Consider the following 18,996-nt stretch of genomic DNA (forward strand, 5'->3'; position numbering starts at 1 on the left):
ATCGTTTTGTGAGTAGGATTGGTGCGATCGCCCAAAACCTCCCCATCCCACATCAAAACCCCCAGAACCCCCAGATTAGTCCGGGGCTCAATTCTTCAATCCAAAATCCAAAATCCAAAATCGATTGACGGCGGCCCCCATCTGCGGCTACGCTTTGAAGTTAGAGGTTGCTTGCTTGTAGAGGAGGCAGCCCGCGTCGCCCAAAAATCTAGTTGCACTGCCCAAAGCTGCTACCAACAGCAATGGACAGCTAACCGCCAAACTGGTATCAGCAGTCTGGAGGCTAACGGAGCATCATAACATCCTCTGTAGCCGCCCTGCTATGCGTTGAAATGCGGGGCGGCTGGGTTTTTGGGTTTTTCTAGAAAACCCAAAACCAGGAGAACATATTATGTCACAGGAATTCGTGCCTGACGACAACTCTTCCGATCGCCAAAATGACGACTCAGCAGCAGTATGCGAACAGGAAGTGGTGCTGTTAACGGTTGTCGGTTCGCCCAAGGGTGTCAGGGAAACCATACTCACTTTGTACCGGCTGGGATTTACCGAAGTCGGCGATTGGAGTCCCGTACAACGTGCAGCCAATCCGAAGCAGATGATGAGCGTGCTGATCCGTCGGAAGCGATCGACTGATGATACACCGCCGAGAAAATCTGGACGGTAAGCTGCGCTGTCATTTTGATTGAAGCGAAGAATCTACGTGGGGTGGGCGTCTTGCCCGCCCTAAAAATACAATTACTTACTGGGCGTTGATATTGGATTTCAGGGTAAAAGTAAGAGACTTGCGATCGCAGGCAACAATTTACTGCAAGCTTCTACCAACGTCGCCGCACTAGGTAAACCAGCAATAGTCCCTTTCAAAATTTTCATTGCCGTTTTCCCCGCCTTTTGCATTGTACTTTCTTGGGGATTTTTTCCTACTTCTGCCAAAGTTTTTACCTGTTCCAATGCTTCAGCTTTATCATCATCAGATAAATCAGTTTCAGCCTCGATCGCTGTTTGTAACTGAGTCAATAATTCTTTGATTCCCGGTTCATCTGGTTTAGCAGAATCAGATAATTGATTAATTGTATTGGCAACAGTACCGCTGATATCACCTAAACTTAACGCTCCTGCGCCGCTAGCGTTAACGGTTCCGCCTGTAATTTCTATTTTGCGACTTTGGTCGATTTGGTCACTCATAACTTTACTCTCTGATGTAGATTTAACTTCATTAATAAATTTAACATTCACTGGGGGCGGAGTCAACAATGTTACAAATTCATTCAGATTCAAACTTTGATTATACCCTGCTTTCACTAAGTCTTCAAAGACATCCACATAATGTTTCTGAAGGGCAATAATTTCATCTTTTGATTTTAATTGCTCGGCTCGCAGTTGAGCTTCTAGCCTTGCTTGATAAACTTCGTCCCAAATTTGCTCAACTTTACCCTTATCCGTTCCTTCGGGAACTTTGAGAGTTAGTAAAACATCATTTTCTTTCTTCTCAACTCCTTGAATTGACTCCGGTGTAATGTCTGGAAATTCTTGCATTAACTTCTGAAAAGCGACGGTAAAAGCTTCGGGGTTAAGCCCATCTTTGATCAGGATTTGCACGGTTTCCATAATCTTTTTATAGAGTTTCTCGAAATCCCCCGGTTCAAAACATTTACTGATGTGGTGAGGGCGGCGTTCGCGATCGCCAGTTCCCAGTTGAGGATATTCTAGAAGATAAACAAACCGACAGTCAACGCGATCGAGCTTTGTATTAGCGTCAATGTTCCAAGCTTCCAAACAAGCACCTGTAAAACTAGCTGCTGTAAAATCTGTTGCCAAGACTTGAGTGTCAGTGAGGTTTGCCGATTCCAAATTAGCTTGATGCAAAGTTGCTTCGTTGAGATTAGCCTGCTTGAGATTAGCCTCGTTGAGATTAACACCTATCAGGTTTGCTCCTTGGAGATTCGCACTAACATAGGATTTTTTGTAGCCATTGCCGGTGATGAGTAATTCTCGGACGCGGGTATCAGCTAATATCGAATTACCGACTCGCGCGCGATCGAGTTTTTCTGTATTGCGGAAGCAAGTGCGAGTGAGATTGGCGGTTCTAAAATCTGTACTTTTGAGGGTTGCCTCAGTGAAATTGGCATCAGTTAAATCGGCATTGCGAAAACTTGTGCCGCCTGTAGTGGCAAAGGCAATGACAATGGTGCGAATCAAGGCCTCTTTCTCATCCCCAGCCAGAACCCGCCAAGCACTGTAAATACCTAGTCCTGCAACTGCAACTGCCCCTGCCCCTGCAACTGCCCCTGCCCCTGCAACTGCCCCTGCCCCTGCAACTGCCCCTGCCCCTGCAACTGCCCCTGCAACTGCCCCTGTCCCTGCCTCTGCCACTAAACCTGCAACTGCCCCTGCCACTGCAACTACCCCTGCCCCTGCCCCTGCCCCTGCAACTGCCCCTGCCCCTGCCCCTGCCCCTGCCCCTGCAACTGCCACTGCCACTACCCCTGCCACTGACCCTGCCACTGCCCCTGCCACTAAACCTGCTACCACACCTTGGCGCCAGGTAACAATAAAGAAGATTGCCAAAACAATCAGCAATAAGACACCTGGAATCAGGGTGTACAGTTTGATGTTATCTGGAGTGAAAAACAATGTTACCCAACCAGTAGTCAAGCCTGACATTAATCCCGATGTTAACGATAGAAATAGCGATATAGTTACTAGAAAAATTTTCCATCGACGTTGCAGTCCAGCTTTGGCACGGGTGAAGTCAGCTTCTCTGAGGAGGGCATTGGTGAAGTTTGCGCCTCGGATGTCTGCACCGATGAATTTTGCATCTGTCAGGTTTTGACCTTTGAAATTGTGGCCTCGGAGATTTTTACCGGAGAAGTCTTTGGGCATAATTTCACGCAGGGAGATAATATTATGTCAGGTCAATTAATGACGACTACAGTGCAAGCTTCTAGCTCGCGAGCCTTACGCTCTTACTACACAATCATTATTAGCGATTACCGAAACATAATATGATAACAATTTAATAAAAACTCAAACAAGCCCCAATATCGTCTTGGGTAAGATAGGGAAAATCATTTAAAATTTCTTCATAACTCATCCCAGAAGCGAGATATTCCAACACATCATAAACCGTAATTGTCATACCTCGAATACAAGGTTTCCCACCTAGCTTACCCGGTTCGCTCGTAATGATATTAGCGATGTCTTGTTCTGACCTAGCAATTTTTCTTTAGCTTATTTTATCAATTCAAGGCTAACAAAGGGAGAGAGCACTCGTAACTTTTGGTAGTTTCCAGCATTTTATTACTTCCTTTAATTTCCTAATTCTCTTTAACTCAATCCCCCACAGCCAGCACTCGCATCAAGCCCCATCCGGGGCGTGTTCGGAGTCTTTTTGGGTATCTTTTCGCCCGATCGCCCTCCATCGTGCAATAATAATATGACTTGCACAAAAACTCTATTAGTAGGTAAATCTTGCCCGCCTTACCGCTACATATAGTGTCTCAACTGTCAACCCGTGCAAGTTTCAAATTAAACCGGCTGTTGCACTACACAAAATTTTCCTAATGGCTGAAGTCCCCCTAAATCCCGCAGAACTTGCAGAAGCCCTCAACGGCTTTACTGATATCAATTTCCAATTGCCAGACCCCGAAGACGAACAACTACCAGACTTTGATTTTGAAAATCAGGTTGACAATGCCTGGAAAGTGTGCGATCGCTTCGACTTGCAAACCGACATTTGGCGGGGACGAATTCTCCGAACAGTTAGAGACAGAGAAAAAAAAGGCGGCGAAGGACGCGGTACAGGCTTTTTGAACTGGCTCAAAGAAAGAGAAATTGGCAAAAGTCAAGCCTATTCTTTGATAGAATTAGCTAATAGTGCGGATACTCTGATCCAGCAAGGAGATTTAGACCCTGATTCCATTAGAAACTTCAGCAAAAGAGCCTTTGTAGAAACCGCCAAAGCATCTCCAGAAGTCCAGCAAATGGTAACAGATGCAGCAGCAAATGGCGATCGCATCACCCGCCGCGAAGTCAAACAACTATCCGACGAATGGATGGCAATGAACTCAGATTTATTGCCAGAAGAAGTCAAAGAAAAAGCATCTACCGGTTCTCTCCCTTCGCGCTACCTCGCTCCTTTAGTCAAAGAAATGGAGAAACTCTCCCCATCTCACCAAAGCGAAATTCAAAAAGAAGTAGCAGAAAATCCCGACGTAGATACTGTCAAACAGCTAACATCCGACGCCAAGAACTTATCAAAATATCTCGACGCCGCTGCCCAAGTGCAAGCTCTCAATCAGTCTCATTTAGACATGGAAATGGCATTAGAAGAGTCTTTGCGAGTAGGCTGTTTGGGAACCACCGCCGACGTTGTAAAACAAGCCGCACAGCTAGAACAAACAGTAGTCAAACTCTACACTATTTGGAAGCGTTTAGGCAGTTTGGCAGATAGATTGTACGTGGATACAGGAGCAAGCACACCCAATTTGCGATTGCTTTTGGGATGCTTGGACACTCTTTCGGGAGAAAAGATAGAAGTGGATTTTGGCGACGGAGAACGCTCTATTCGCTTGCAAATTTTTAGCGAATAGCTCAACCTTGACCGCAGATAAACCCTCACATCCAGGCTGAATACCTGCGTTGAGTCCTGTTCATCTGCGGTTAAAATTTTTGATTTTTTTCCAAAGATATCGCGGATGCAAATAACGCCGATATTTGGTAACGACTTCTTTCCCCAACAGCACTACGCTAATCCAAAAACAAACTTCCGCCCCAACAGCCAGAACGACAGATAAAGTAGTTTTTTGGGTAATGTTCAGCGGCAGGAATGGCACAACAAATAAGACTGCCAACCACGGTAGAAAAGATACGATAAATAAAAATAAACCGAGCTTCTGCATAGATTCACATAATACCGCTTTGATATCCCCTTTATCTCTTAGTCCGCTTGGAGTAGATTTTGTTTGTATAGTAGCGAGTTCAATCGCCGAGTGACTACAAATTCACATCTTGTACCAATGTCAGCAACAGGCTTTCCGGCCTATTCCACAAATACTAAATGTTCTTGGGGAACAGGCCGGAAAGCCTGTTCTTGAGAATGGTTCCACAAATGACTACAAACTTAATTGCCAAGCATCTCCTACTCAATTCTTAATCCCCGTCGCCGCAATCCCGCGAATAAACTGCCGTTGACCGGTCAAAAACAGCAACACCACCGGCACAGTTCCAATTACCACCGCCGCCATTAACAACTGCCAACTGCTAGTAAACTGTTCCTGAAATTCCGCCAGAACCAACTGCACAGTCCGCAACTCCGGTCGCGTCGTAAACACCAGCGGCTTAAACAAATCGTTCCACTCGCCGATAAAGGTAAACAAAAACAGCGTCACCAAAGCAGGGCGGGCCAAAGGTAACATCACCTGCCACAAAACCTGCCAGCGATTAGCCCCATCCAGCATTGCAGCCTCCTCCAACTCCACCGGAACAGTCATAAAATACTGGCGCAGCAGAAAAATCCCAAAACCGTTAGCCGCCGTAGGCAAAATCAGCGCCCCGTAAGTATTCAGCAGATGGCCCCACTTCAAAACAATGAAAATGGGAATCACCAAAAGCTGAAAGGGAATTACCAGCGTCGCCAAAACCCCCAAAACAATCGCCTGTCGCCCCCGAAACTTCAGCCTGGCCAAAGCATAACCGGCCAAAGCAGAAGTTACAACCTGAAAACCCGTCACTGCCAGCGCCACTAGAGTAGAATTAAGGAATGCCAACAAAAAATTGCCCCGTCGCCAAGCCTCCTGATAGTTCGCCAAAGTCAAGCCTGTGGCCTTGACACCAACACCAGATGGTGACAGCGAAACCAAAAATACAGCAGCCAGCGGCAGCAGCACCAGCGCAGCCCCCGCCAGCAACAAAATAAAACTCAGCAATTCCAGCGCTTGAGATCTGTCAAAGGATTTACCCATAAATTTGTGAATTAACCTAAAATAATAAGCCTGTGAGGTTGTACAACCCGATCGCCTCCCAGAGGATTCCCATACAACAACATAATATGTCGTAGAGGGAAAGAAGGAGTACCAAGCGAGAAAGTTGTGGTTAGGATATAATGTTACAGATAGAGTTGGTACTGTAAAACCCTTAAAGGTGGAGACATAGACCGTATTTCTATCATCTATTTCCGGGCACAAGATCGACTAACGACTAATTCAAGTAATTAGTAAATAGATAGCATTCTAGCGATAGTCTTTCTGGAGTGTTCGACGGCAAAAGTCCGGCCAACACGCTGAGGACGCCAGTTTTTCCCGGAACGTCAAAGAAAAGTTCTTTGTCGAAAGAATCCTCAGCTATAATCTCTGATTTAGATGGGGTGCGTTCAAAAAAGGTAAAGTGCACTGTCACTGACCCCCAATTTTAAAGGGGTTTCCAAACATCCCACAAGCTTATATGAGGAGAATACATATCTATGCCCCAGCTTGAGGCCAGCCCAACAATTGACTTTCAAACCGAAACTTACAAAGATGCTTACAGCCGCATCAACGCCATTGTGATTGAAGGCGAACAAGAAGCTCACGACAATTACCTGACACTGGCCGAACTGTTGGCGGACAAAAAAGCAGAGTTAGTTGGCTTGTCCAAGATGGAGAACCGCCACATGAAAGGCTTCCAAGCTTGTGGCCGGAATCTTAAAGTCACGCCGGACATGGCATTTGCCAAAGAGTTCTTTGCGGAACTGCACAAAAACTTCCAGACGGCAGCGGCCCAAGGTCAGATTGTAACTTGCTTGTTGATTCAATCGCTAATTATCGAGTGTTTTGCGATCGCAGCTTACAACATCTACATCCCCGTCGCCGATGACTTTGCTCGCAAAATCACCGAAGGCGTCGTCAAAGAAGAATACACCCACCTCAACTTTGGGGAAGTCTGGCTGCAAGCTCACTTTGAGGAATCCAAAGCCGAACTCGAAGCTGCCAACCGCCAAAACCTGCCCATCATCTGGAGACTGCTAAACTCTGTCGCAGACGATGCCCGCGTTTTGGGAATGGAAAAAGACGCTTTAATCGAAGACTTTATGATTGCCTACGGCGAAGCCCTAGGCAACATAGGCTTTAACAACCGCGATATCATGCGGATGTCAGCACAGGGCCTCGCAGCCTAGTTAATTTGGAAATAAGGAATGGGAAAAAAATTAAAAATTAAAAATTAAAAATGGGATACCTCATTTTAAAATATACATTTTTAATCTTCCCATCTTCCCATCTTCCCATCTTCCCATCTTCAATCTTCCTTCATTTGACAACTTAATGTTTGGTCTAATCGGTCACTTAACCAGCTTAGAACACGCCCAATCAGTAGCTAACGAGCTGGGCTATCCAGAATATGCCGATCAAGGTCTCGATTTTTGGTGCAGCGCACCGCCCCAAATAGTTGATCAGATCACGGTAACAAGCATCACTGGACAAAAAATAGAAGGCCGCTATGTGGAATCCTGTTTTTTGCCAGAAATGCTAGCCACTCGCCGGATTAAAGCAGCTACTCGCAAAATCCTTAATGCGATGGCACACGCTCAAAAAAACGGGATTAACATCACTGCTTTAGGCGGCTTTTCTTCGATCATTTTTGAGACTTTCAACTTGCAGCAAATTAAGCAAATTCGCAATCTCAAGTTGGAGTTTGAACGCTTCACCACTGGTAACACTCACACGGCTTACATCCTCTGCCGCCAAGTAGAAGAAGCAGCCCCTAAATTGGGGATTGAACTTTCAAAAGCCACGGTAGCCGTTTGTGGTGCTACTGGCGATATTGGCAGTGCTGTGTGTCGCTGGCTCAATGTTAAAACAAATGTAGCAGAATTGTTGCTCATTGCCCGCGACAAAGAACGATTGCAAGATTTGCAATCGGAATTGGGCCGAGGCAAAATTATGGACTTGGAAGAAGCCCTCCCCCAAGCGGATATTGTAGTGTGGGTAGCCAGTATGCCCAAGGGAGTAGAAATTGACCCTAAGACATTGAAGCAACCATGTTTATTGATTGACGGTGGCTATCCGAAAAATCTGGCAACTCAGGTTCAGCATCCAGAAATTTACGTACTCAATGGCGGCATTGTGGAGCATTCCCTCGATATTGAGTGGAAAATTATGAAGATTGTCAATATGGATGTACCGGGCCGACAATTGTTTGCCTGTTTTGCTGAATCAATGCTGCTGGAATTTGAAAAAATGTATACCAACTTTTCTTGGGGACGCAATCAAATTACTGTGGAAAAGATGGAGCAAATCGGTCATATTTCTGTCAAGCACGGTTTCAGACCTTTAATGTCATTTTGATGTGATTTGTTGTGGTTATTGGTTATTGAGGAAAGTTTTTCTGATAATAACCAGTAACTTTTTTTATACAGTTAATAGTGAATTTTTAACACTTAACTATTAACATTAGAGCAGCTCACACAACCCGAAGAAAAGTAGTTTGTAGTTCGGAACAAGCGGATGTGATTGGTGGCAAGAGTTGGTCTTTAATTCTTCTGATATTTGAATTTTGGCGAAAAAAGGTAATATAGACACGGCTGTTAAAGCTTCCGAAGGGGTCAGTTCGATCGCGCTGGTGTCGCTTTTTGGAGTTGGGAACAGTTCAGCAGGGTTAGGTCTTTTGTGGCGATGGGGAACCCAGGAGCGCTGGGAAATATGGGCCTAAAACTCAGAAGTAAGCCAAAATAGTGTAGCAAAAAACGAGGCTCCAGCCTCTGGTTTTCAACCAGCTTAGTAAGCCAAGCATAATTCAAAATTTACAACTTCCAAATTTCCCCTCTTTTTCAGCATCCCCTGACAGGGTAGGATCGGAAAATAGTCGATCGACAAAACCTTATAGAAATTATCCGCGTGCCAAACCCAGATCGTAAACCCTTACTCTTAGATTTTGAAAAGCCCCTGGCCGAACTCGAAGGCCGAATTCACCAGATTCGCGAACTCGCCGAAGAAAACAGCGTCGATGTCACCGACGAAATCCGCAAACTCGAAGCTCGCTCAGCCCAACTGCGACAAGAAATTTTCAGCAGTTTGTCCCCCATGCAGCGGCTGCAACTCGCCCGTCACCCGCGCCGCCCCAGCACGCTCGATTACATTCAGGCAATTAGCGACGAGTGGATCGAGCTTCACGGCGATCGGCGGGGCGGAGACGACCCGGCCCTCGTCGGTGGAATTGCCCGCATAGATGGGCGTCCCACAGTCATTATCGGCCATCAAAAAGGGCGCGACACTAAAGACAATATCGCCCGCAACTTCGGTATGGCTGCTCCCGGCGGCTACCGCAAAGCCCTGCGGTTGATGGAACACGCCGATCGCTTCGGAATGCCAATTTTCACCTTTATCGACACTCCGGGGGCTTGGGCGGGCTTAGAAGCAGAACAGCTCGGACAGGGAGAGGCGATCGCCTGTAACCTCCGAGAAATGTTTCGCCTCGACGTTCCCATTATTTGCACCGTCATCGGCGAAGGCGGTTCCGGCGGCGCTTTGGGTATCGGTGTCGGCGAGCGGCTGTTGATGCTGGAACATTCCGTCTACACCGTCGCCACTCCCGAAGCTTGCGCGGCCATTCTCTGGAAAGACTCTGGCAAAGCTAACTTGGCCGCAGAAGCCCTGAAAATCACTTCCTGGGATTTGAAAAACCTCGGTATTCTCGATCAAATCGTACCCGAGCCGATCGGTGGCGCTCACTCGAATCCCCTCAAAGCTGCTTCCATACTCAAACAAGCTTTGTTGGAAAACTTAGCAGAACTCACACAGCTTACGGCTCAGCAGCGACGCGAGCTTCGGTATCAAAAGTTTCGCCACATAGGTGTATTCACTGAAATTTCTGCTTGAGCCGATCGATTCAGAGTTATCAGTTATGAGTTAAAAATTCTTAACTTTAAACTCATAACTCACAGCTCATTATTCTGCCGATCAGTCAGCAGTGTTATAATTTCTCAGGTGACACCGGCTTAACAGTTCTTAATGTTCATCTCATAATTAACTGTTATCACCCGCAGCAGACAGTTGTTTAATTTGCCGAAGAAGGCTGCAACGCTGTAGGAAGTTGCCGAGCGAAAGTATTAGGACACTGAATGAACCATCCAACAACAAAGCAGGCTCTGATAACCGGAGCCAGCAGCGGTATTGGCAAAGCGACGGCTCTAGCGTTCGCCGCCGAGGGCATAAATCTGGCCTTAGTTAGCCGAGAGTCGGAAAACTTAGAAGCCGTTGCCGCAGCAGCCCGAGAAGTCGGAGTGAAAGCAGAAGCTTATCCCTTAGACTTGGCAAAAATTGAGCAAGTGCAAAGCAGCATCAGCGCGATCGCATCTCAATTGGGTTCCGTAGATATCCTGGTCAACAGCGCCGGCATGGGCTACACCGGCTCTTTGACGGAAACGCCCCTAGCCGAGTGGCAGAGCGTTCTAGACCTCAATCTGACTAGCGTTTGGCAGTGCATTTTAGGAGTTTTGCCCTCCATGCGCGATCGCAGATCGGGAATCATCATCAACGTTTCCTCGATCGCCGGCACCCAAGCCTTCCCCAACTGGGGAGCCTACTGCGTCAGCAAATTCGGTCTCATGGCTTTGTCTAAAACCTTAGCCGCCGAAGAACGGACTCACGGAATTCGCGTAACAGCAATCTGTCCGGGTTCTGTCAACACTCCCCTGTGGGACACAGACACCGTAGACGCCGACTTCGATCGCAGCTCCATGTTAACCCCAGAAATCGTGGCCCAATCAATTCTGCACGCAGTTCAGTTGCCAGCAAGTGCAGTAATTGAAGAAATCACGCTCATGTCCAACGCAGGAGTTTTGTGAACTTGAGATTTTAGACTGCTGGATTTTTCTCGAATTCAACAATCTTTGAATCTATAGCTATATCCCCCAATCCAAAATCGCAAATCGATTCACCCTCACACCAAATTGTTATGACAATTGCATCTTCCCCCGATTCCAATGGCTCGAACTCAATCTCGACTGACAGCATGAAACTGTTACAAACCGCAGACAACAACACCCCGCGCATCCCAACTCGACCAGATCGCAATTCCTCGAACGGTCAAGAATCCAGCGTGCCCAAACCTTCAGAAGTAGGCATGGAAGAAATGATGGAAGCCGTTCGTACAATGCTGCTGGGAGTAGGAGAAGACCCCGAACGTGAAGGATTGCTCAAAACCCCAAAACGGGTAGCAGAAGCAATGCGGTTTCTCACCAGTGGTTACAGTCAATCCCTCGAAGAACTCCTCAACGGCGCTATCTTTGACGAAGGCCACAACGAAATGGTACTGGTGCGAGACATCAGCGTATTCAGTATGTGCGAACACCATATGCTGCCGTTTATGGGTCGAGTTCATATTGCTTACATTCCCAACCAAAAAGTAGTGGGATTGAGCAAATTAGCCCGAATTTCCGAGATGTACAGCCGCCGATTGCAGGTGCAAGAGCGTTTGACGCGCCAAATTGCCGAAGCAGTTCAGACAATATTGGAACCGAAGGGAGTGGCCGTAGTAATGGAAGCCAGCCATATGTGCATGACGATGCGGGGTGTACAAAAACCCGGTGCTTGGACGGTTACGAGTGCAATGTTGGGCGTGTTCCAAGAGGAACAGAAAACTCGCGAAGAATTCCTGAATTTGATCCGCCACCAACCGGCATTCTTTTAGTCGGTTGACAGTTGACAGTTGGCAGTTGGCAGTTGGCATTTGGCAGTTAACAGTAATTAGTAAGTTGGGTTGAGGGACGAAACCGAACATAATCTATCCAGCAACGCTAATGACAGCCAGCCAACAGTCAGCAGCTAACAGTCAACTGTCAATAGCCAGAGGAAAGGCTGTGGAAGCAATTCCCTAATCTAAAATCTAAAATCTAAAATCAGATGACGATCGACTGATAAACCCATAAAATAGACGGGTGACTAATGACTTGTGACTAAATGAATCCTATTAAATTCGGTACAGATGGCTGGCGCGGTATCATTGCTGACGATTTTACATTCGATCGCGTAGCGTTAGTCGCTCCCCTAGCGGCACAAGTTCTCGCACAAATCGGCAGTAGCGATGGCAGCAGCGGTACCGTAATTGTCGGTTACGACCGCCGATTTCTGGCTGAAGAATTTGCCAAAACAGTGGCTGTTGCCGTCCAAAATGCAGGATTTGACGTGCTGCTGAGCGAATCCTACGCCCCCACTCCAGCTTTCAGTTTAGCTGCCAAACAATTAAATGCTTTGGGTGCGATCGTCCTGACAGCCAGCCACAACCCCGGTGCATATTTAGGGTTAAAAGTCAAGGGCGGATTTGGCGGTTCAGTTTCGCCCGAAGTTACTCAACAGATAGAAGCAAAACTCGAAAATCCGGCGGCACTTTCAGCAACTCCAGGCAAATTGGAGAATTTCAATCCTTGGCCGGCTTACTGCAAAACCTTGCGGGAAATGGTAGATATTGAGGGGATTAAAGAAGCAATCGCCAGCGGCAAAATTACAGTATTTGTAGATGTAATGCACGGTGCCGCCGCCGGAGGATTAGCTCAAATTTTAGAAGTTCCGGTACATGAAGTCAACAGCGATCGAGATCCGCTGTTCGGCGGCGGTGCACCGGAACCTTTGCCGCGCTACCTGTCGCAGTTGTTCCGCGTGATGCGAACTCACCAGCGGAAAAGTTCAGGTTTGTCCATCGGATTTGTATTTGACGGAGATAGCGATCGAATTGCAGCCGTTGACTCTAGCGGCAACTTTCTCAGTTCACAAATCCTAGTTCCCATCTTAATCGAACATTTAGCAAAACGGCGCGGCTTGACGGGGGAAGTCATCAAAACAGTCAGCGGTTCAGATATAATTCCCAAAATTGCCAAGCTGTACAACTTGCCTTTATTTGAAACGCCGATCGGTTACAAGTATATAGCCGATCGAATGTTAACCACCCAAGTCTTAGTCGGTGGCGAAGAATCGGGAGGAATTGGCTACGGTACACACATCCCCGAACGAGATGCTTTACTGGCAGCGCTGTACTTGTTAGAAGCAGTTGTCAAATCCGGGGAAGACTTAAGCGAAATTTACAGCCGACTGCAACAAGAAACAAGCTTTACTTCAGCTTATGACAGAATCGACTTGCACTTAGCAAACATGGAAGAAAGGTCGCGTTTGCTGTCGCTGCTGCAAAATCAACCCTTAACAGAAATCGCCGGCAAAGCAGTTGTAGATTGCAACAAAGTTGACGGATATAAATTCCGCTTAGCTGACGGAAGTTGGCTGTTAATTCGGTTTAGCGGAACCGAACCCGTGTTGCGGCTGTATTCAGAAGCGGCGACATTGAAAGAAGTTATGCAAAACTTAAACTGGTCGAAAGCTTGGGCGCATAATTAATCGGAGTTTTCAACCGCAGATGAACGCAGATGAACGCAGATGAACGCAGATAAATTGATATCAAATCTCTCTTTCTCCGTGTCCTCTGCGCCCTCTGCGGTTAAAAAAATCTTCTTCCTAAATAAAATAGTAGTGCCATAGCAATTCTCCGATTAATTGTGAACTATTTCTCTTCTCTTCTTCGCGTCCTTCGCGTCTTCGCAGTTCGTAAAAAATCCCTGGGTAAATTTTAATGAAAATAATGACCGATCGCAAATTGCTAGTTGTAGCTACGGGGAATCCGGGTAAACTCAAGGAAATGCAAGTTTATCTTCAGGATTTGGGATGGGAATTGGAACTAAAACCGGAAGAGTTGGAAATCGAGGAAACAGGCGAAACTTTTATTGCTAATGCTTGCTTGAAGGCGTCTGAAGTGGCAAAAGCAACGGGCAAATGGTCAATCGCCGATGATTCTGGTTTAATGGTAGACGCACTCGACGGCCAACCTGGGATTTACTCCGCACGCTACGGGAAAACTGATGCTGACAGGATATCTCGACTTCTCAAAGAATTGGGTAGCGAACAAAACCGGGAAGCACAATTTGTTTGCGCGATCGCGATCGCCCGTCCCGACGGTACAATTGCCTTGCAAGTAGAAGGAATTTGCCGTGGCGAAATCCTCCACACTCCTCGCGGTACGGGAGGTTTCGGATATGACCCCATTTTCTACGTACCCACACAGCAACAGACTTTTGCAGAAATGACACCCGATCTCAAGCGATCACACTCTCACCGCGGTCGAGCCTTTCATGCTCTATTACCACAAATGCCGAACCTTGTCAACTCCTAATGAATAAAAAAGCCCAAACAGGGGGTAACTGTGGCATTGGATATTGACACTTAGGTATCAAAACTGAACAGGAAAGAGGTATTTCGTTGGCAATGATTAGTTACCGATAACCAATTACCAATGCCCTGTTTGGCCAATGCCCAATGCCCCAGTATCTTAGATTGCCTCCAAGTTCTTTTCCCCAGTCCGAATCCGAATAATTTGTTCTACAGGAGAGATGAAAATCTTGCCGTCGCCAATCTCGCCCGTGCGGGAAGCCGCGATAATTTTATCAACCACCATGTCAACTTGATCGTTTTCCACAACAATCTCCACCTTGAGCTTTTGCAAGAACTCAACGGTGTACTCAGAACCGCGATAGCGTTCTGTCATGCCCTTCTGACGGCCAAAACCTCTAACTTCAGAAACAGTCATCCCCACAATACCAGCATTGACGAGTGCGATTTTCACTTCGTCTAGTTTAAAGGGGCGAATAATAGCTTCAACCTTTTTCAAGTTTTTCACTCCTAACAGTTAGTACCTTCGTTATATTACTTAATCGGCGTGACATCTTTTAATATCACGGCCAACAGCAAGTATTTTGTCAAGTATATTACCCTATCTTGTACTCACGATGAAATGCACGCCAACCTTTAACAATCTTCTCGGATTTTTCGGGGGCGCGGGTTCTGGGCTCCGGCTGATCGCGGTAGAGTTAAGAAGACTGCAGCAGGCGTCCCCCGCCGATCTGCTAAAACAGAAAAAGAACGCAGGAGACAGGAGTTTTCCGAGTTTCCGCTTTGCTATGTCAGATTTGCACGTATTGCTGAAAACTATAATTGCCAGAGGCGGTCAGTTAAACTATTCTTATGCACCCAGCCAGCCCTCCCCCTGACCGCAGCGGGCTTGATGCCCTACTGAGAAATCGCCCCTTCCTCGCCTTGTGGACGGGCCAGTTATTGGCCCAAGTGGCGGATAAAATCTTTTACGTATTGCTGATTATTCTGCTCAAAACCGGCGACTACCGACCCTGGCCGGTTTCTTGGCAACATTCGGAAAATTCTATGCTGTCAGCGGTGATGATTGCCTACACAGTGCCGGCGATCGTCTTTGGTTCCATAGCCGGTATCGTGGTAGACCGCTTTTCCAAAAAACAAATGCTGGTCGCCTGCAACGTGATTCGAGCCGGGTTGATTGTAGCTTTGCCGTTTTTGCCCAAAGCTTTCGTGGTTTTGTTGACGATGACGTTTTTGATCTCTACCGTAACGCAATTTTTTGCTCCGGCAGAGCAGGCTGCAATCCCCCTGGCCGTGGGGCGAGAGGGACTGATGTCGGCAAATGCGCTGTTCGCCTCGTCCACAATGGGCGGGATTATTGTCGGGATGACGATCGGCGAACCGCTGTTTAGTTGGGTAAAACACAGCTTCGGAGCCGATTCTCAAGAGTTTATGCTGGGCGGGTTGTACCTGATATCTGCCGGTTTGATCTATGCCATGCGGATCAAAGAAAGTCATGCCGGTAGCAGTGGCAAAAACGTCCATCCTTGGCAAGATCTCAAAGAAGGTTTGCGCTATTTGAAACACAATCACCTTGTCAGCAACGCGATGGTGCAGTTGACAATTTTGTATTCCGTGTTTGCGGCGCTTCAGGTGCTGGCGATCGCGCTTTCAGGCAAAATAGGTCTCAAAGAAACTCAATTTGGCTTTTTGCTCGCTGCTGCGGGAATTGGAATGGTCTTCGGTGCAGCCTTTTTGGGACACTGGGGTCATCGAATGCACCACAAACCTCTGCCTTTAATCGGTTTCTTGATGATGGGTTTTGTATTAGCAATGTTTGCCTTTACTCGACAGTTATGGGTGGGATTCGGATTGAGTGCTCTGTTCGGTTTTGGTGCTTCCTTAATTAACGGGCCGATGCAGGCTCTGATTCAAGAAAAAACTCCAGAATCTATGCGGGGCAAAGTCTTTGGATTGGAAAACAATGCCATTAATATTGCTCTGAGCCTGCCTTTAGCACTGACCGGCCCGCTGACGGATGCTGTCAGTAATGCTGTCGGCGACGATGACTTGGGCTTGCGGATCGTGTTGCTGAGTTTGGGCTTTTTGGTCTCCGTGATGGGAATGGCAGCTTGGAAACATACTCGCAAAGTCTTGCAGGATGTTCTCTGAACTTTGCAAAGAAGGCAGAAGGCAGAAGGCAGAGGGGATGGGTGTCAACTTAAGGTCAAATGTAGTACCGATCTAGTGTTTGACGATGATTGTGGATATCCCCTGATAGTTGGGGCCAACCAGAGCATTCTCTTTAGTTTCCCTTCTTAACGGGAATGGGAGCAGGATCGAGACTCGCGTCTAAACAAAATTTATCAAGGGTTTTAGGCTAGTGTTGACACCAATGGGAAGAGGGAAGAGGGCTTTCTTTTCGCGATCGATCCATAACATAGCAACCGCCCTGATGATTATGACGTTCTTAATTGCTGAAACGATTGTTTTTCTTGTCGAATGCCGAATCACGAATGCTCTAAAAGCGTCATATTGCAGTAAACAGGCATAGAGCCCACTATTTCCTCTGTTTCTTTTCTTCCTCTGCTGTTCCACAATTTCTCGATCGGGCTAACTCTCTGCGGTCGCGCAATCTTTTGTAAAATCTCACCACTTAAATTTTCCTAGTTTCATTAATTGAGATTAAAGTAGTATAAAAGCTTTCATTAAAAATCATAATTAGTTTAAGGAAGGAAATTCTGTGCAACTAAAAACTAAAGTGACCATCAGGCGTGCAACTGGTGGATTTGCTCTGATTGACAGCTTGATCCGCCACGGCGTCAAGCATATTTTTGGTTATCCCGGCGGTGCAATTCTGCCGCTTTACGACGAACTCTACCGCGCCGAAGAAACTGGCGCTATCAAACATATTCTGGTGCGCCACGAGCAAGGTGCTGCTCACGCGGCTGACGGATACGCCCGCGCTACCGGCAAAGTAGGGGTTTGTTTTGCTACTTCGGGCCCCGGCGCAACTAATTTGGTAACGGGGATTGCGACAGCCCACATGGATTCGATCCCGATGGTAATTATTACTGGTCAGGTTCCTCGTCCGGCGATCGGCACTGATGCGTTTCAGGAAACTGATATTTACGGGATTACCCTGCCAATTGTCAAGCATTCTTATGTAGTGCGCGACCCGAGAGATATGGCGCGAATTGTGGCAGAAGCTTTCCACATCGCGAGTACAGGGCGGCCGGGGCCAGTCTTGGTTGACGTGCCCAAGGATGTGGGTTTAGAAGAATTTGACTATCTGCCCGTGGAACCCGGATCGGTGAGAATTCCGGGCTACCGGCCGACGGTGAAGGGAAATCCTCGGCAAATTAATCAAGCAATCTATTTGCTGCAGGAAGCAAAGCGTCCTTTGCTTTATGTCGGGGGCGGGGCGATCGCAGCCGGGGCCCACGAGGAAATTAAGGAACTCGCCGAACTTTTCCAATTGCCGGTCACGACAACGCTGATGGGCAAAGGTTCCTTTGACGAAAACCATCCTTTGTCGGTGAAAATGCTGGGGATGCACGGCACTGCTTACGCTAATTTTGCCGTTACCGAGTGCGATTTGCTGATTGCTGTGGGGGCGAGGTTTGACGATCGCGTGACCGGGAAATTAGACGAGTTTGCCGCGCGCGCAAAGGTGATTCACATCGATATCGATCCGGCGGAAGTAGGCAAAAATCGCGGCCCTGATGTGCCGATTGTCGGAGATGTCCGCCAAGTTTTGGTCGATTTGCTGCGTCGCTGTCGGGAAACTGGAGTGTCGGGGAAGGCCGGACAGACTGCGGAATGGCTGCACAGGATCGATCAGTGGAAACAGGACTATCCGTTAGTTGTGCCTCATTATCCAGACATTTTGTCTCCGCAAGAGGTGATTTCGGAGTTGGCTACTCAAGCGCCGGATGCTTACTACACAACAGATGTCGGTCAACATCAAATGTGGTCGGCTCAATTCTTGAACAACGGGCCGCGCCGCTGGATTTCTAGTGCTGGTTTGGGCACGATGGGTTACGGGGTGCCGGCTGCTATGGGCGCAAAAATGGCGCTACCCGATGAGCAAGTGATTTGTATTGCTGGCGATGCTAGCGTGCAAATGAATATTCAAGAGCTGGGGACATTAGCACAATACGGCATTAATGTCAAGATTGTTATTGTAAATAACGGCTGGCAGGGAATGGTGCGGCAGTGGCAGCAGGCATTCTACGGGGAGCGTTATTCGTCGTCGAATATGACTGTGGGGATGCCGGATTTTGTGATGCTGGCTGAAGCTTATGGGGTGAGAGGGATGCTGGTTTCGCGGCCGGAGGAACTCAAAGATGCGATCGGGCAAATGCTAGCTCACGAGGGCCCGGTGGTGATGAACGTTAAGGTGACGAGGGACGAAAACTGCTATCCGATGGTAGTTCCAGGTAAGAGCAACGCTCAAATGGTTGGCTTGCCTGAACGTAGCAAGTTGCAATCTGCGGAGTTGATTTATTGTCCGAGTTGCGGCGCTAAGAATGTTTCGACCAATAAGTTTTGTCCTGAGTGCGGGACAAAAGTTTAACGAGTTTTGAGTGGGGACTTAGGCTGTGCCTATTAGTCTCAACTTAAGGTCAAACCTAGTCATAGACTGCTGTTTATCGGCGATGGCAGATCCCCCCTAGCCCCCCTTAATCAGGGGAGAACCGGAGCAATCTCAAAATCCCCCTTCTTAAGGGGGATTTAGCAGGGCGGATTTATTGTCTGAATAATAAATTAGGGGATTGGGCTATTTGCTGATGCGCGCCCTCGGGATTTAACTGGTTTGTCACGGGGACAAAAG

18 protein-coding genes are annotated in these 18,996 nt (G+C 47.5%); 12 read left to right on the forward strand and 6 right to left on the reverse strand.

Going from position 1 to position 18,996, the window contains the following annotated elements; genetic code table 11:
• Positions 1-21: 21 nt before the first annotated feature.
• Both QUA57_RS21795 and QUA57_RS21800 read left to right on the forward strand, forming a co-directional pair.
• On the forward strand, positions 22-300 hold the full coding sequence (locus QUA57_RS21795; RefSeq protein WP_333063546.1) for a hypothetical protein: 279 nt from the start codon (positions 22-24) through the stop codon (positions 298-300).
• A gap of 91 nt (positions 301-391) precedes the next feature.
• Positions 392-664 (forward strand): hypothetical protein, encoded by a 273-nt coding sequence (locus QUA57_RS21800; RefSeq protein WP_333063545.1) that lies wholly within the window; start codon positions 392-394, stop codon positions 662-664.
• Between the two features lie 98 nt (positions 665-762).
• Here the strand turns inward: QUA57_RS21800 and QUA57_RS21805 are convergent, their stop codons facing one another.
• Positions 763-2,880 carry a pentapeptide repeat-containing protein gene (locus QUA57_RS21805; RefSeq protein ID WP_333063544.1) on the reverse strand — a complete coding sequence of 706 codons (2,118 nt, stop codon included), beginning with the start codon at positions 2,878-2,880 and terminating at the stop codon, positions 763-765.
• Positions 2,881-3,013: 133 nt separating this feature from the next.
• Positions 3,014-3,196, reverse strand: coding sequence for a DUF433 domain-containing protein (locus tag QUA57_RS21810; RefSeq protein WP_333063558.1), 183 nt, complete (start codon positions 3,194-3,196; stop codon positions 3,014-3,016).
• Between the two features lie 364 nt (positions 3,197-3,560).
• On the opposite strand from QUA57_RS21810, the gene QUA57_RS21815 reads away from it, so the two are divergent.
• Positions 3,561-4,589: a hypothetical protein gene (locus QUA57_RS21815; protein WP_190658767.1), complete on the forward strand. Its 1,029-nt coding sequence runs from the start codon at positions 3,561-3,563 to the stop codon at positions 4,587-4,589.
• A 60-nt stretch (positions 4,590-4,649) separates the two neighbouring features.
• Here QUA57_RS21815 and QUA57_RS21820 read toward each other — a convergent pair whose 3' ends face one another.
• The 3 genes from QUA57_RS21820 to QUA57_RS21830 form a co-directional block, all read right to left on the reverse strand.
• Positions 4,650-4,898: a transporter suffix domain-containing protein gene (locus QUA57_RS21820; RefSeq protein WP_333063543.1), complete on the reverse strand. Its 249-nt coding sequence runs from the start codon at positions 4,896-4,898 to the stop codon at positions 4,650-4,652.
• Positions 4,899-5,141: 243 nt separating this feature from the next.
• Positions 5,142-5,960, reverse strand: coding sequence for a carbohydrate ABC transporter permease (locus QUA57_RS21825; RefSeq protein ID WP_333063542.1), 819 nt, complete (start codon positions 5,958-5,960; stop codon positions 5,142-5,144).
• 235 nt (positions 5,961-6,195) lie between these two features.
• A complete protein-coding gene (locus tag QUA57_RS21830) occupies positions 6,196-6,393 on the reverse strand; it encodes a hypothetical protein (protein ID WP_333251327.1) in 198 nt (65 codons plus the stop codon).
• Between the two features lie 64 nt (positions 6,394-6,457).
• Here QUA57_RS21830 and QUA57_RS21835 point away from each other — a divergent pair, with 64 nt between their 5' ends.
• From QUA57_RS21835 to rdgB, 7 genes are all read left to right on the forward strand, one after another.
• Positions 6,458-7,150: an aldehyde oxygenase (deformylating) gene (locus QUA57_RS21835; RefSeq protein WP_333063539.1), complete on the forward strand. Its 693-nt coding sequence runs from the start codon at positions 6,458-6,460 to the stop codon at positions 7,148-7,150.
• A 145-nt stretch (positions 7,151-7,295) separates the two neighbouring features.
• Entirely contained in the window at positions 7,296-8,318 is a 1,023-nt protein-coding gene (locus QUA57_RS21840; RefSeq protein ID WP_333035377.1) for a long-chain acyl-[acyl-carrier-protein] reductase, read from the forward strand.
• Between the two features lie 549 nt (positions 8,319-8,867).
• Positions 8,868-9,848 (forward strand): acetyl-CoA carboxylase carboxyl transferase subunit alpha, encoded by a 981-nt coding sequence (gene accA, locus QUA57_RS21845; RefSeq protein ID WP_333035380.1) that lies wholly within the window; start codon positions 8,868-8,870, stop codon positions 9,846-9,848.
• 242 nt (positions 9,849-10,090) lie between these two features.
• Positions 10,091-10,816: an SDR family oxidoreductase gene (locus QUA57_RS21850; RefSeq protein ID WP_333063538.1), complete on the forward strand. Its 726-nt coding sequence runs from the start codon at positions 10,091-10,093 to the stop codon at positions 10,814-10,816.
• Between the two features lie 110 nt (positions 10,817-10,926).
• On the forward strand, positions 10,927-11,661 hold the full coding sequence (gene folE, locus QUA57_RS21855; RefSeq protein WP_333035382.1) for a GTP cyclohydrolase I FolE: 735 nt from the start codon (positions 10,927-10,929) through the stop codon (positions 11,659-11,661).
• Between the two features lie 269 nt (positions 11,662-11,930).
• Positions 11,931-13,355, forward strand: a complete 1,425-nt coding sequence (locus tag QUA57_RS21860) for a phosphoglucomutase/phosphomannomutase family protein (protein WP_333063537.1) — start codon at positions 11,931-11,933, stop codon at positions 13,353-13,355.
• Between the two features lie 241 nt (positions 13,356-13,596).
• The gene (gene rdgB, locus QUA57_RS21865; RefSeq protein ID WP_333063557.1) at positions 13,597-14,184 is read left to right on the forward strand and encodes an RdgB/HAM1 family non-canonical purine NTP pyrophosphatase; all 588 of its coding nucleotides are present in this window, start codon (positions 13,597-13,599) and stop codon (positions 14,182-14,184) included.
• 156 nt (positions 14,185-14,340) lie between these two features.
• Here rdgB and QUA57_RS21870 read toward each other — a convergent pair whose 3' ends face one another.
• Positions 14,341-14,679, reverse strand: a complete 339-nt coding sequence (locus QUA57_RS21870) for a P-II family nitrogen regulator (RefSeq protein WP_006633346.1) — start codon at positions 14,677-14,679, stop codon at positions 14,341-14,343.
• Between the two features lie 353 nt (positions 14,680-15,032).
• Between QUA57_RS21870 and QUA57_RS21875 the strand changes: the two genes are divergently transcribed.
• The gene (locus QUA57_RS21875) at positions 15,033-16,331 is read left to right on the forward strand and encodes an MFS transporter (RefSeq protein ID WP_333063536.1); all 1,299 of its coding nucleotides are present in this window, start codon (positions 15,033-15,035) and stop codon (positions 16,329-16,331) included.
• A 571-nt stretch (positions 16,332-16,902) separates the two neighbouring features.
• Positions 16,903-18,738: a biosynthetic-type acetolactate synthase large subunit gene (gene ilvB / locus QUA57_RS21880; RefSeq protein WP_333035390.1), complete on the forward strand. Its 1,836-nt coding sequence runs from the start codon at positions 16,903-16,905 to the stop codon at positions 18,736-18,738.
• Positions 18,739-18,996: the final 258 nt, after the last annotated feature.

This window comes from Microcoleus sp. Pol7_B2 (genome assembly GCF_036701035.1).
Lineage (GTDB): Bacteria > Cyanobacteriota > Cyanobacteriia > Cyanobacteriales > Microcoleaceae > Microcoleus.